Origin of the sequence: Veillonella parvula (genome assembly GCF_032472435.1) — a bacterium.
GTDB lineage: Bacteria > Bacillota > Negativicutes > Veillonellales > Veillonellaceae > Veillonella > Veillonella parvula_N.
In genome coordinates, this window is the sequence record NZ_JAWEGM010000002.1 from 451,138 (window position 1) to 465,635 (window position 14,498).

The window sequence follows — 14,498 nt, forward strand, 5'->3', positions numbered from 1 at the left end:
TTATTCTTCCTCCTGTTGTTCTAGCTCCATAGCTAGGAATACTGAGTTTACTGCATTAATATATGCATTTACACTTGATTTAACGATATCTGTGCTGATACCACGACCATGGTACAAGCGACCGTTATATTCTACCTTGAGGGTTGCTTCCCCAAGGGCATCTTTACCGGCTGTGATAGCACGGATTTGGTAGTCTTTTAAGCTGATTGGCAAGCCAACAACACGTTCAACCGCTTTAAGGGATGCGTCTACTGGACCATCACCAACGGCAGCATCCGCTCTTTCACCATCTGGAGTCATGAGACGAACGTCAGCGTATGCGTAGCCTTTTTCACCCAATTTGTAATATTGAGCCACGAGCTCGAACGCTTTTTTGTGGTGAAGATTATCTACAACAAGGGCTACGATATCATCATCGTATACTTGTTTTTTGCGGTCTGCTAACTCTTTAAACTTAGCGAAAAGATCGTTGATTTTTTCCTCAGCAAAAGATTGGAACCCAAGTTTTGCCAAGTGATCCGCAAAGGCATGACGACCGGAGTGTTTGCCCAATACGAGGTCTGTTTTTTCAGCCCCTACGGACTCAGGAGTCATGATTTCATACGTTTCAGGATTGCTCATCATGCCATGTTGATGAATACCAGACTCATGAGCAAAGGCGTTAGAACCCACGATTGGTTTATTTGGAGGAACTACAACCCCTGTTAAACGGCTCACAAGTTTAGATGCTTTCGTAAATTGTTTTGTATCGATGTTCACTTGAAGGTCATCAAAATAATCATGGCGTGTTTTAAGAGCCATTACCACTTCTTCAATCGCTACGTTACCAGCCCGTTCACCCAGACCATTAATTGTGCCTTCTACTTGGCGTGCACCTACTTTAATAGCGGCTAACGTATTCGCATTGGCAAGGCCTAAGTCGTCATGGCAGTGAACAGAGATAATTGCATTTTCAATTCCTGATGTATGTTCTTTAATGTAGCGGATTTTATCACCGAACTCATTAGGGTTCATATAACCTACTGTATCTGGTACGTTAATAATTGTAGCGCCACCAGCAATTGCAACACCAAATACTTGGCATGCGAAATCTAAATCAGCGCGTGCCGCGTCTTCACCAGAGAACTCGATTTCATCAACCTTACCTTTTGCATATGCCAACACGGATTTAACCTTATCCAATACCTCTTGGCGAGTCATTTTTAATTTATATTCCATATGAAGTTCGGAAATAGCAATGAATACATGTAAACGGCTACGTTCCGCATCTTTCAACGCATCAATCGCTTTTTGTACGTCCTTTTCATTAGCACGAGCCAACGCACAAATTGTTGCACCTTTGACTTCGCGTGCAATCGTTTGTACCGCTTCAAAATCTCCATGGGATGCCGCCGGGAAACCGGCCTCAATAACGTCAATGCCGAGACGTACTAGGCCTTTCGCAATTTCAATTTTTTCAGGAGTTTGTAAAGATACACCTGGTGTTTGTTCCCCATCACGAAGGGTTGTATCAAAGAAATATACGCGATTCTGTTCCATAATAGCCACCTTTTCTATCCTCATAAAACATAACACTTTATTATATCTATCCATAGTGAAAGTTTGTAAAATCGCCAATGTCGACACCATATATAATCTGTGACTTACTAGACTTTCACAAATAAAAAAGCCCCTCAGAACAACTGTCGTTGCTCAAAGGGGCGTTATATTCATAACACGGTACCACCCTAATTGGGACTCGTTTCGGGTATAACGGAACCACCGTCAATGACTACTGCTGTATTCGCCATCAAAGCTCACGGGAGAGTGTCAGCGTACAACCTCTATTGCCTCGCACCAGCCGGCAACTCTCTGAAAGCAGGATTTGTAAACCTTTATACCCGTTCATCGCTTGATTTAAGATATAAAAGTATTATACGGCATTCTATAGAACTGTGTCAACAGGATGGACATGTGAGTTTTGTGAAAGCACAGTTTTATCGTTACAATTTGACATTCCCCATGATTTCACGCATACTGAAAATAGGCAGTACCAATGATTGGAGGAATTATTATGAGTGGTTCAAGCAAATTCTTCTTTATTGTATCGGGTATTGTAAGCATTATCCTGGGGATATTCTTACTATTAAACCCCGTTATTAATCTCATGGCTTTTGCCTGGCTTTTTTCTATTATCTTTTTCGTCAATGCGGTCAGCTCCATTATAAATTATTTTATGTTACCGGCTGAATTACGTAGCGGCTGGTATCTCATCAGCGGCATTATCAATGCTCTATTCGGTATCTTTCTCGTATGCGGCGGATTTGCATTCCTACCGTTAGTATTCCCGATCACAATCGGCATCTGGATGGTATTTGAAGCCATCTTTATTTTCATTAAATCAAGAAAGTCCGACAGCATGGTATCACTCATGGGACGTAATGCAAAATGGCTTGCACTAATTCTTTTACTATTAGGCCTATTACTTATATTCGAGCCGATCGCTTTTGGTGAAGCATTTATCTATTGCATCGCTTTCGGCTTCTTATTTGACGGGATTTATTCCATCGGTGAGGCTTTCAGAAAATAAAATAACAATACACTGTTAGATTGACCATGTACTGCCAAAGCAGCTGTCATAAATTACGATGTCTATTTCGTATTTGTGACAGCTATTTTATTTGAAAATATCTATCCAAAAGCATACCTCTAGGCAATCAATCTTAAAAGCGTATCCACTCTAAATTCACAAAATTTTTTAGAATTCGTTTATCCACTTTTACAACTTGATTAGTAAGCTCTATTCGATTATTAACAAATGAAATATCTGTATACCATCCCTTTAAACTAGCATACACTTCATTCTCTAAATCAATAATGATGGATTCTATGGGATTCCATGTTTTGCATCTTACAGACTCTACCATAACCATACTACCTATGAAAGTAACATCTCTACCATAAATCCAAAATGGCAATACTTTGCCCTTTATAGAAATAGAATATATAGCATCTCCATGAGGCGGTTCCGTTTCATATTTCGTGTGTATTTGGTACCTTTCCATAATTTCATTACTACCATTTTCTATATATGATAGCTTTGAAATCTTGTAATTTTCTGCTTTCATTAGTTTATCTCCACTATCTAAAAAAATCCCCCAGAGCTACAACTCTGAGGGACTTCGTAGTTAATTGCACAACTATCAATTGGCTATCTAGAATATACTACACTTAAAGTATTTTTTCAATATTCTACACGCTTAATCATTTCTCTAGCTCGCTCAACAGAAACTGGCTCATTAAACAAAAACACGTGATTCTGTCCCTCATATTCCCAAGATGCCAAATACACAGCATCATCCACCATTCGATAGGTTACCGTCATCCCATTTACAACATCTGTTTTTTGAGGTAAGTAATCCTTATAATCGCCTGCGATATTACCTGATAGAGTCGATACACGATACTTAATATATTTCGGCATATCATCTACACGATCAAAATATCTCCCTTTTAAAAGCTCATGATAGGCATGCACGACTTGTAATACATCGTGATCCACAATAGATACATGTACAGGACATAATCCCCCTAATCCACTTGGCAAATGCGGTTTAAAGTTCAAATGCTGTTTAGCCTCATATAGAGTATCAAACACCTCTAGCGATTGACCTTTACGAGTGCTTCTATAATCCTCATCAGTCATAGTGCAACTTCCAAGTCTATCTGGACAAGGAAACTCATTTCGATCACCATAAGGCTGATTATAAATAGAATTACCATTAAGACGGAACCGCATCAAGTCATCTGCGGATGCAACATTGATGGAACCTATGAAAGCTAATGCAGACAATGCACACACAATCTTTTTCATGATACATTCCCCTGTAAGCAAACTACATTTATTAAGTAAATTATATCACTTAAAATTCTAATATTTTTATATTCTTATATTTATAAGGATTTTCTCTACAGAAAAAGAAAAGCATTTTGATTGCAAAATGCAATCATTTGATTGCGAATATAAATTATTTGCATTACAATATAAGTAACAGGAGGTGATACTATGGCTAAAACAGCCTCTATCAGTTTGCGTATCGAGCCAGCTGTAAAAGCACAATTAGAAGCATTATATGCTAGCTTTGGCATATCCGTAACTGATGCGATTAATATTTTTCTCCACACATCACTAATGGAAGGTGGATTTCCATTTCAACCTAAACAACCTCGTTATAATGCAGAAACAGAAGCTGCTATTCAAGAAACGAAAGATATATTAGCAGGAAAAGTAAAAGCAAAATCATATGCTAATGTAAAAGAAATGATTGAGGATTTAGGATTGGAGTAATCAGTTATGTTGAGATTAGTGCTTAGCAGTAAGTTCAAAAAGGACCTAAAGCGCTCCAAGAAACGCGGTAAAGATCTCAATAAACTCTATTCAATCATCACTAAATTACAGAATCAAACGCTATTAGATCCTAGTTATAAAGATCATCCATTAACAGGAAACTACGAAGGCTTTAGAGAATTACACATCGAGCCAGATTGGCTTCTAATTTATGCAATTAAAGATGATATGTTAGTATTATCTTTAACTCGCACAGGCAGTCACTCAGATTTATTCTAACCAAGTTAAAGAGGAATGCGAAAGCATTCCTCTATTCTATTTCCCCAAAAAATTTAAAACAGCTATCATCATAAATCTATCACATTTGATAGTATCTATCGTAAATTATTCTACTATTCAAAATTACTGTAGATGCTATAATGTACTCAACAAAAGGAACAGGTGCTCATATGATACTAAATGCACTTTTCCAAAACTATAGTTAGTAGTTTATAAAAGGAGATCATCATGACACATACACAATTAACACAACTCGTGCAAGCTTTATTAGATGCACCTACAAGCAACCCTACAGTAAAAGAATTTGCTCAATCTTGGATCAACGCAGAAGGCAAACCTGAGCAAGAAGAGCTTACAAAACAACTCGTACCATTAGCAGAGCAAAACATTGCACTCATCGATGAAACAATCGGCTTTGCAGGCTCTGAATTAGCTACACAAATCCTTGGCGAAGAAGGCGCAGCTAACCTATTACAACATGCTAAAGACATTAAAGCAAAAGGCGCTGAATTCTGCGACTGCCCTGGTTGCGTAGCTGCTAAAAATATAATTGATTTGAAAGCGAAAATTGAATAAACCTATATATTTCAAATTAACTATTAAGTGGTTACCGACGTATTGCTGGCAACCACTTTTTTATCATATTAAATAAGCATATGTAACTAATCTATACTGGACTCACTATTAGAAGAATTACAACTAAGCCAAGTCTCATATGGTAACAAAATATTCTGACTTCTTATATAAGTTATTGCAATCGCTTTACCAACACTCGTAAGTACTGCTTTAGATAGATATGAGTTATCCCATAATTTAATTATTTCTCTAAAACAGGGCTCTGTATTAAGTAATTCATTCATATCATTTGGATCATTAGAAATTCCAACACCAAAACATACCTCCATATAAGGTTCAAACGTAGCAAAAGCGGGATGCATAAACGCATTAGTTGGAGTAATACATCTACTATAAGCTAAATGATCAAATACGATTTCAGTATTAGTATTAGTACATTTTTTTATAAACTCTAAAACAATGTTAAAATAATCTATGATTTCATATCTATTAACTGCGTGATTTTTAACATATCGCATAAAGAAAATAGCAGCCAATATATTTAAATGTTCTTTAGTTAATAAATTAATTACATTTAAGGATTCATTTAATATAATTTTACTTAGGTCATCTTCATGCTGATTGACTCGTTCTATTAAAAGTGTTATTAGCAAATCTTCAACATCTTTATCACCCGACTTTGCATACGCAATTTGCGCATTTACCAATGTATATTGCATATCAGGGTCTTGAAAGACTTCAGGCTTTATAAGTCCTCTCTCCGCTAACTTTTGAAGAAATCCATTTATAAGTTCTTCAGCTCTTTTAGTTGCAATAGCTTCTGCGGCTTCCTTCAATTTATAAAAATTTAACTGAAACAAATCATTACATATTGCTTTTGCCTCCATGTATGTTATCCCATTATTAAAATGATTAACGTCTCTTCCAGCCATAACTGTAGTTGAATTATCCCCTGTTTCTATCCTTTGTTTCTCTAACATTATTAATGTCCCCCAAATTCACATCATTATTTGACTGAATATTAATTGAATTTTTTCCTGCTCTTATCTTTTGCGATACATTTGCAGATTTACCAAAAATAGATTTTATTAATACAATTAATCCAACTACCCCTCCACTTCCTAAAACCCAAGAATTCTCCTTAATGAAATCTAGTATCGAATTAAAATCCATGTTAATTTTCCTCCAACTAACTCACTACTTATATATTTCTTCAATTTAACAAAATCTCCTGCATATATAAGTATTATTAATTTAATTTATAAAAATTATACTTATGATAATCATAATTATTGCTGGATACCTCCAAACACTTACGTACTTAAATAATAAATATATAGCAAAAGGCCCCTGTTTCAAACAGGGGCTCTTTGCTTTTTACTCACTCGCTTCCACGAGTGCTTGTGTATATGGATGTACCGCTTCTTTTAATCGTTTTGATTCGATGGTTTCTACGATTTGTCCGTCTTTCATGACGATGATTCGGTCTGTTACGGCTTGTAATAGTCCGATGTCATGGCTGACGAATACGTAGCCGAAGGGTTGTTCCGTATGGAGTTTTTGTAATAGGTCTAGCACCAGTTTTTGATTCACTGCATCAAGGGCTGATGTAGGTTCATCAAAGAGTACTAGTTTTGGATTCATCAACATTATTCGTGCTAATACAACGCGTTGCAATTGACCGCCGCTGACCTCATGCGGGTATTTGTTAACGATCGTTTCAGGTAGGTCTACATGTTGAATCCACTTACGGATATCGTCCTTTGCTGCCGCTATATCCATAAGCTCATAGTTGATATACGGCTCTAAGAGAAATGCTTCTAAGTTCATTCTCGGTGGAATCACCGCCAAGGGATTTTGGAACATCATCTGCATAGAGCGATATATTTCTGTATGATTTTGAATGGAATGGATTTCCTCACCAAAGAGTCGCAAGGTGCCAGATGTAGGTTTTTCTAGCATAGCAATCAGCCTAAGCAGCGTGCTTTTACCAGAACCACTACCACCAGCAATACCTACCCGTTCATTCTCCGCTACAGAAAAAGATACATCATCAACAGCACGAACCGTATGATTGTGGTTTGTATATTGTTTACAGATATTCTCGAGTTGAATCATACTACACCACTTTCATTACAGAATCTAACAAAATACGAGTATACTCATCTTTTGGGAATGCCATAACCTCTTCGGTGGAGCCTACTTCAACGAGCTGTCCCTTATTCATAACGCCAATACTATTGGCAATGCGCGCCGCCGCCTTGATGTTATGCGTTACGATAATCACTGTTGCACCAAGGGCTTGTGTTACCTCTTTCATAAGGTCCAATACAGAGGCTTGCACCAGCATATCTAAGGCACTAGTTGGTTCATCAGCAAATACGATGCTCGGCTTCAAGATAAGGCTTAAAGCTATTGCCAATCGCTGCTGCATGCCACCGCTCAATTGAAACGGATAGGACTGCAAGATACGCTCTCCGTCGGTTAAGTGAACAAGATTAAGCATATCTATAACGCGGCTTACATCATAGCTTTCATCATGAGCACAGAACAAATCCTTAAAGTGATTTTCTACGGTGCGATTTGGATTTAGATAGGCGCTGGGATTTTGAAAGATCATAGAAATCTTTGTGCCCCGCAATTGTCGCCAATCACCATCACTCAATGTAGAAACATCGGTGCCGTTTAGCAAAATTTGGCCGCTAATGTTAGCTTGTTTCAACATGCCAAAGGCGGCACGAACTAACGTAGATTTACCAGATCCGCTTTCACCAACGATGGCAAAGACCTCACCATTGGGCACGGAGAAGGATACATCGCGTACCGCTTGCTCCGCACCGTATGAAATTGTAACCTTATTAAATACGATACAATCAGATTTATTCAATAGTAGAATCCTTTGTTAATAAGTAGTAATCGATTGGATGTACTGGTACATTTTTAACTTTTGTAGTGGATACAACTGTTGCACTTGGGTATAACAAGTAGATATCTGCTACATCATCCACTAATAATTGTTGCGCTTGTTTTGCAATATTAGAGCGTTCGTTTTGATCAAATGTTACTGACAATTGGTCGATTAACGCATCTACTTGAGGGTTAGAGTAGCCACCAACGTTTGCTTTCGCACCAGTTTTGTAGAATAAGCTGAGGAACCAGTAAGGATCGTTTGTAGACATAGTCACTACATTGCGTTCTACTAAATCGAAACCATCTGTACCAAGTGTATCTACTTCATCAGGGCTTTGTAATTTCTTAAGAGTTACAGCAATACCTGCTTTTTTCAATTCTTGTTGAATTTCTTCGTATAAGCTTGTGTCTTTACCCCAAATAGCAATAGTAATCGCTAATTCTTTGCCATCTTTTGCATACATGCCGTTTGCATTCTTAGCGTAACCAGCTTGAGTCAAGATTTGGTCAGCTTTTGCTACATCTGTCATCGGTTTATTAGCAATCGCATCATAGCCTAAGTTGGCAGATGGCGGGAATGGTGCCGCCCCTGGTGTGGAGCCGTTACCAATAATTTTTGCCATGGAGTCATAGTTAATGATATGAGCAATAGCGGAACGCACAGCTTTATCATGTAATGGAGACGCTTCTGTGTGGTTTGCTTTCAACATAAACACACGAACGCCAGCAACGTCTTGAATATTGAAACCGTCTTTGAACAAGCTGCGGTTAGCAGAGTCCACTTTTTGAATTACGTCTACGTCTTTAGATTGCAACGCCATAGCGCGTTTATTGTTGTCTTCGATATCTTTTACAGTTACAGAATCAAGACCTGGTTTGCCGCCCCAGTAATCTGCGAATGCTGCAAGTTCAATTGTTTCACCTTTTTTGAAAGCAGTGATTTTATAAGGGCCTGTAAGAACTGGTTTAGATGCTACGTCTTTAAGATCTGCAGTATCCATGATAACGAAAGCAGGTTCAGTCAAGCTAGATAACAAGGAACCATTAGGCTCTGTAGTTTTAATGATTAAGTTTTGACCATCTACTGTGATGGACTCGATTTTAACTGCTTTAGCGGAACGAGCACTTTGTTTCATCGTATACTCAATGGACTCTTTTACCTTTTGAGGCGTCATCGGTGTACCATTGTGGAATTTAACATTTTCACGGATGTGGAATTTCCATGTTGTAGGGTCCACATTTTCCCAGGAGTCTGCCAATTGTGGAGTAAATTTCATATCTGGTGTTACTGTTGCCAATGTTTCACCAGCGCCGATACGCGTCAATGTCCACGCATCCCATTCGTGAGTTGGGTCTAATGTTTCACCAAACCAATACAAACCAACATTCATATGCTTCCCTTGTTTGCCATCTTTAGCAGTATCATTGCCACAGCCGACCAAGAGAGCTACCATGCATAGCATGGACAAACATGCTAACAACCAACGTTTCATAATATCTCCTTTAAAATACATTGCCTCGTCGAGGCTTTCACCATAAAAAATCTATACACAGCACGGTTAACGAGATACATCGAGGGCATCGCGCAACGCATCACCAATATAATTAAATAAAACAACAGTAATAAAAATAGCGAGCCCCGGGTAAATTAGCAGCCACGGCGCCGTTTGTAGAAAATCTCGGGAACTCAACAGGATCGCGCCCCACTCCGGATCCGGCGGTTGTACACCGATGCCAATGAGCGAAAAACTGGCTACCAAAATGATGGCGTCCCCTAAATGTTGGATAATAACGATCACCAACGGTGGCAATACATTCGGCAGAATATAGCGCCACAGAATTTGTAGATTTGAAGCACCTGACATACGAGCAAAGATAATATACTCCGCGTGGCGTTCAATCTGTACGAGGCCTCTAGTGATACGGGCATATTCCGCCCATTTCGTAATGCACAAGGAAATGATTACATTCGTTATGCTAGGTCCCATAATACCGATGAAAGCAATGGCAATCACCATGTTCGGGAACCCTAGTACCAAATCAATCAAGCGAGATAACCAACGGTCAATGCGAGGTGTAGAGAATCCTGCTAACCCACCAATAGCGATACCGATGGCCCCACTAATGCCAATGATGGTGAAAGCAATCCCTAAAGAGGCTTTACCACCATACAGAATACGAGACCACACATCACGACCGAGTTGGTCAGTACCTAATAGATGGGTACTACTAATGTCTTGTAAGCGGTCCGCGATACTCGTTGTTTCAGGATCAAAGGGAGCTATATAGGGAGCACATAAGAAAAATATGATCCACAGAGCTGCTAATACCAACATGGCGTATAAAGTATAGGGCTTTTGTCTATTCATAAGAGCCTCCTTTTATGGCGGCTCTTCGCTTCGGATTCAGCCAAACACTCAATACATCAATGATGATATTAATTACGATGAACACCAAGGTAATCCAGATGATATAACCTTGCATCAATACATAATCGCGAGCCATAATGCCTTGTACCATCATGTAGCCGATGCCTTTTATGGAGAACACCGTTTCAATAACAGCAGAGCCACCTAGCATAGCGCCCATAGTTACCCCCATCATAGGCAACAACATAAGTCCCACATGAGGGAATATGTAACGGGTGTAGACCATCCATTCTGGCAAGCCCAATGCTCGCGCCCCCTGTACAAAGGGCTGTCGCGACACTTCTAAAATAGCATTGCGCAATCGACGAATGTAGAGACCACATATCCATAAAGCAAGGGTTACCGCGGGCAATACATAGGCAGAAAAGCCATTGGTATTCGTTACCGACACTAGCTGTAATTTAACACCGAATAAGTACAGTAATAATAAACCGACCCAGAACCCAGGGATTGCTAATGCTAGGAATGTAACGAGACGAACCCCATGATCAATCCATGAGTCTTGATACTTTGCAGATAACATACCGAGCGGTATGGTTACCACTATCCCCATAACAAGAGCTAAGGATACTAGCCCCAAGGTATTAGGCAAGGCGCCACCAAGAATAGTCGCCACTGGTAAAGCATACAGAATGGACTCACCAAAGTCTCCTTGCACAATTTGACTAAGCCAACGCATATATTGTTGCCACCAAGGGTCATTGAGACCTAACTGCTCTCGTATCTGTGCAACTACAACTGGATCTGGTGTAGCCCCTACAAGATTAAACTTCATCGACACGGGATCAATAGGAGATAATTTTATCAATACAAATGTACCGATGGTAACAACAAATAAAATACCTACAATACTCGCCAAACGCTGTAATAATAATCGATACAATACATCACCTGCCTTCTTTTATCATAAATTAGCTATATTTCTATTTTATCAATAGTCTTTATATATATGTATACCCGCAGCGGTATATTAGAGTGGTTCTCATTATGAAAGTTTTGCATACCAACAAAAACGGCCCCTCATATGAGGAGCCGTTCTATATAAAACCCTTACAGTGTCCATGCGAGCGCTTCACCACAACTCGCATGCCTATCCCATTAGGCCTGGACCTGTATATTAATTTGTATATTATTTTGTATGTTGTTTTGGAGCTACTGTATTAGCAACGATTGCTTTCGCCATGTCGCGAGTTATAGGGCGTTCGAAATACATCCCATGAGTTTGGCCGTCTTTGGTCCAACCTATGAGATATACCATTTTATTGCCACCTTTGAAAATAACCTTTGTGCCGTTTACTTTTTCATTAGCTGTTACACGAAAATCGCTATAATCGCCGCTAATATCTTCTTTTATTTCATTAGATACGCGATACACGATGCGTTTGCCTGCAGCCTGATTACGAGTAGCATCCTCACCAGCTTGGTAAACATAAACCACTTGCAATACATCCTTATCAATAGTACTTACAGATTCAATGTTATAACCTACAGGCAACACCTTAGGCATTTGAGGTGTAATGTTCATATATTTAGCCGCTTCATCTACAGTAGAAAACTCATGAAACGGGCTTGGCATGCCAACCATTGGCGCTTCATGTTCGGCTACCACAGATTTAGGTTGATTCGGTTTTACATCAACAGTACCTTGAGCACCGGCAACAGTATAAGAACATACACAAGCACAAGCAACAGCCATCAATACAAATTTCTTCAACATAATCATAATCTCCGCTCTCTTACAAATACATCTGTACAAACACAACACATTTAGTATGAATACTATAATATATAAATATATTTTACAAAATATTCTTTATCAAAACTTATTTTATAATTATACCCTAAATGATAGGGAATTTCAAGTAGTTATTTCCTGTATAAAACCTTGAGTCCTATATTAGCTACTATACAAACATATATTCAAAATAGATGCTAAGACGCTCATCAGGAGTATCTATGTCTATATATAATCCATCCCTATCTACTATTTGGCAGCAGCTAGGTAATTAAATTTTGGCCCACTGAGCTTAAACTCAAAGCTAGTTAAATCCACCTCGCCAACACATGCATCGCTATCATAAAGAGTAAGCAAAAAGTCTGCGGTCTGTTCACTGCTATGATACTTTTCAAATGAAGCATCGTAATCAAATCCGCTTTTACCTGAAGCTACATCGCAGAACTCGCTTTTAGTAGCAGCAGGCGCTAAGATTTTAGCCTGCATTTTAGCATCCACATCCTGTACAAGCTCATGATACAAGCCCTCTGTGAAAGCACTTACAAAAAATTTCGTTCCACAATATGGTACTACGCCTGGTGCTAAAAAATAGCCGCCCACGGAGGAAACATTTATCAACTGTGTTTGTTTACATTTATAATCTCGCACGAATAAACTGGAAAGTATCGCAAGTGCTGTTACATTTAAATCTATCATTCTTACCATTTTTTGAATATCATGATTGCCCATGAATCCAAAATCGCCAAAGCCTGCATTATTGATAAGTGCCTTTAACTCATAGCTTTTAAGGTCATCCCAAAGTGCTAAAACATTTTCGCTACGCGAAAGATCACAAGGTTTTACAATAACATCTGTATCAGGTGAATTATTAGCAATCTCATCTTTCAAATTCTCTAATAGTTCTGCTCTTCGTGCAATAACGATTAAATTTTCTCCACGACGTGCAAAAGCTTTTGCCGTAGCTGCTCCTATGCCTGAACTTGCTCCTGTAATAACGATATATTTTTTCATTTTTTTGCCTTTCCTTTATAAATAAGATGATTCGGCTTTATTGCACTTGCTTTGCCTCCTTAGTTAACATACGAGACCTTTACTCAGCTTCACATTAAATCATAGGATGTCTTATTTCTTATGCACCATAAACCCAGCTGCTTGTTGATTAGCCATAATGGTAACATCAGAAATTTGCAAACGTTTAGGTTGGTTTGTTACATATAGCACAACGTCCGCCACATCCTCAGGTTGGATGGCATCGATGCCGGCATAGACAGCTTTAGCTCTTTCCGCATCACCATGAAAGCGGACTTCACTAAATGGAGTCTCTACGATGCCCGGTTGAATGGTTGTGACCTTAATATCCGTTGCAATCGTATCCATGCGAATACCATCGCTTAACATCTTAACTGCCGCCTTTGTAGCACAGTAAACCGCACCACCGGGATATGCATAAATACCAGCAGTAGAGCCCATATTCACGATATGTCCTACATTTTTATCAATCATATAAGGTAGTACGGCTTTTGTTACATATAAAAGACCTTTCACATTCGTATCGATCATAGTCACCGCATCATCGACAGTACTATCTTGGAAAGGATCTAAGCCTTGTGCAAGACCTGCGTTATTTACGAGGACATCAACGCCACCAAAAGCCTCAATTGCTGCTGGAACCTTGCTTTCAACATCCTCACGACTACGCACATCAAGAACCAAAGTCTCAACGCGCACGCCATACTCCTTAGACAAACGACCCTGTACCTCAGCTAACACCTCAGCGCGACGTCCAGAAATCAAAACATTATCGCCATACTTTGCATACGCCTCAGCAATACAAAGACCAATACCAGACGTTGCACCAGTAACAAAAACATTACGAGCCATAAAAACCTCCTTATCAATCCGAACTAAATCTATACCCTAATTATACCACTTTAATACGTAATGGACTCTAGGCTACTACGCGTACCACACTCTCCTACTCCCCAAAATGACATATTGACGCATTTTAAGGTAAAACGCATAGAAATGAAAAAGGATTACCGTTCTGAAAACGACTTTCCCTTTGTATAAATAATATGTCGGAGCATTTGTTTATAATACACTAATATTTGAGCTCTACAGCAGCAGTAAGACAAATAGGGATACCTATTCGAAGCCGCCTTGGGCGCTACGCGTACCCATGAAGGCTGAGGATAGGTATCCCTATGTCTTATTTAGTCTGATAAGTAGAGCTCAAATACTA

Annotated in this window: 17 protein-coding genes and 1 other annotated feature; of the genes, 4 read left to right on the forward strand and 13 right to left on the reverse strand. The window is 39.0% G+C overall.

The window, feature by feature from the left end; translation table 11 throughout:
* Window positions 1-1,539 (reverse strand): 2-isopropylmalate synthase, encoded by a 1,539-nt coding sequence (locus E7A03_RS05130; protein WP_316073788.1) that lies wholly within the window; start codon window positions 1,537-1,539, stop codon window positions 1-3.
* A 154-nt stretch (window positions 1,540-1,693) separates the two neighbouring features.
* Window positions 1,694-1,897 (reverse strand) — a binding site (T-box leader).
* Window positions 1,898-2,053: 156 nt separating this feature from the next.
* Between E7A03_RS05130 and E7A03_RS05135 the strand changes: the two genes are divergently transcribed.
* Window positions 2,054-2,569: a DUF308 domain-containing protein gene (locus E7A03_RS05135; RefSeq protein WP_021147564.1), complete on the forward strand. Its 516-nt coding sequence runs from the start codon at window positions 2,054-2,056 to the stop codon at window positions 2,567-2,569.
* A 133-nt stretch (window positions 2,570-2,702) separates the two neighbouring features.
* On the opposite strand, the gene E7A03_RS05140 is transcribed toward E7A03_RS05135, so the two are convergent.
* Both E7A03_RS05140 and E7A03_RS05145 read right to left on the reverse strand, forming a co-directional pair.
* The gene (locus tag E7A03_RS05140; protein WP_021147563.1) at window positions 2,703-3,107 is read right to left on the reverse strand and encodes a hypothetical protein; all 405 of its coding nucleotides are present in this window, start codon (window positions 3,105-3,107) and stop codon (window positions 2,703-2,705) included.
* A 116-nt stretch (window positions 3,108-3,223) separates the two neighbouring features.
* Window positions 3,224-3,853 carry a hypothetical protein gene (locus E7A03_RS05145; protein WP_118091131.1) on the reverse strand — a complete coding sequence of 210 codons (630 nt, stop codon included), beginning with the start codon at window positions 3,851-3,853 and terminating at the stop codon, window positions 3,224-3,226.
* Window positions 3,854-4,045: 192 nt separating this feature from the next.
* On the opposite strand from E7A03_RS05145, the gene E7A03_RS05150 reads away from it, so the two are divergent.
* From E7A03_RS05150 to E7A03_RS05160, 3 genes are all read left to right on the forward strand, one after another.
* Window positions 4,046-4,327 (forward strand): type II toxin-antitoxin system RelB/DinJ family antitoxin, encoded by a 282-nt coding sequence (locus E7A03_RS05150; protein ID WP_004697933.1) that lies wholly within the window; start codon window positions 4,046-4,048, stop codon window positions 4,325-4,327.
* A gap of 6 nt (window positions 4,328-4,333) precedes the next feature.
* Entirely contained in the window at window positions 4,334-4,606 is a 273-nt protein-coding gene (locus tag E7A03_RS05155) for a type II toxin-antitoxin system RelE/ParE family toxin (RefSeq protein ID WP_021147561.1), read from the forward strand.
* Between the two features lie 228 nt (window positions 4,607-4,834).
* The gene (locus E7A03_RS05160) at window positions 4,835-5,182 is read left to right on the forward strand and encodes a hypothetical protein (RefSeq protein WP_021147560.1); all 348 of its coding nucleotides are present in this window, start codon (window positions 4,835-4,837) and stop codon (window positions 5,180-5,182) included.
* A gap of 86 nt (window positions 5,183-5,268) precedes the next feature.
* Here the strand turns inward: E7A03_RS05160 and E7A03_RS05165 are convergent, their stop codons facing one another.
* The 10 genes from E7A03_RS05165 to E7A03_RS05210 form a co-directional block, all read right to left on the reverse strand.
* Complete coding sequence (locus E7A03_RS05165) at window positions 5,269-6,162, reverse strand: LPO_1073/Vpar_1526 family protein (RefSeq protein ID WP_021147559.1); 894 nt, start codon at window positions 6,160-6,162, stop codon at window positions 5,269-5,271.
* A complete protein-coding gene (locus E7A03_RS05170; RefSeq protein WP_042986318.1) occupies window positions 6,128-6,355 on the reverse strand; it encodes a hypothetical protein in 228 nt (75 codons plus the stop codon). Before E7A03_RS05170 ends, E7A03_RS05165 begins: the two co-directional genes overlap by 35 nt.
* 204 nt (window positions 6,356-6,559) lie before the next feature.
* Entirely contained in the window at window positions 6,560-7,300 is a 741-nt protein-coding gene (locus E7A03_RS05175; RefSeq protein ID WP_316073789.1) for an ABC transporter ATP-binding protein, read from the reverse strand.
* A 1-nt stretch (window position 7,301) separates the two neighbouring features.
* Entirely contained in the window at window positions 7,302-8,069 is a 768-nt protein-coding gene (locus E7A03_RS05180) for an ABC transporter ATP-binding protein (RefSeq protein WP_316073790.1), read from the reverse strand.
* Complete coding sequence (locus E7A03_RS05185) at window positions 8,062-9,585, reverse strand: ABC transporter substrate-binding protein (protein WP_314051618.1); 1,524 nt, start codon at window positions 9,583-9,585, stop codon at window positions 8,062-8,064. The genes E7A03_RS05180 and E7A03_RS05185 overlap by 8 nt, the downstream gene beginning before the upstream one ends.
* A 66-nt stretch (window positions 9,586-9,651) precedes the next feature.
* Window positions 9,652-10,461 carry an ABC transporter permease gene (locus E7A03_RS05190; protein ID WP_287531497.1) on the reverse strand — a complete coding sequence of 270 codons (810 nt, stop codon included), beginning with the start codon at window positions 10,459-10,461 and terminating at the stop codon, window positions 9,652-9,654.
* Window positions 10,454-11,404 carry an ABC transporter permease gene (locus tag E7A03_RS05195; RefSeq protein ID WP_316073793.1) on the reverse strand — a complete coding sequence of 317 codons (951 nt, stop codon included), beginning with the start codon at window positions 11,402-11,404 and terminating at the stop codon, window positions 10,454-10,456. Before E7A03_RS05195 ends, E7A03_RS05190 begins: the two co-directional genes overlap by 8 nt.
* Window positions 11,405-11,650: 246 nt before the next feature.
* Entirely contained in the window at window positions 11,651-12,238 is a 588-nt protein-coding gene (locus tag E7A03_RS05200; RefSeq protein ID WP_316073794.1) for a hypothetical protein, read from the reverse strand.
* Between the two features lie 267 nt (window positions 12,239-12,505).
* A complete protein-coding gene (locus E7A03_RS05205; RefSeq protein ID WP_287511578.1) occupies window positions 12,506-13,267 on the reverse strand; it encodes an SDR family NAD(P)-dependent oxidoreductase in 762 nt (253 codons plus the stop codon).
* A gap of 111 nt (window positions 13,268-13,378) precedes the next feature.
* Window positions 13,379-14,137: an SDR family NAD(P)-dependent oxidoreductase gene (locus E7A03_RS05210; protein WP_287511577.1), complete on the reverse strand. Its 759-nt coding sequence runs from the start codon at window positions 14,135-14,137 to the stop codon at window positions 13,379-13,381.
* Window positions 14,138-14,498: the final 361 nt, after the last annotated feature.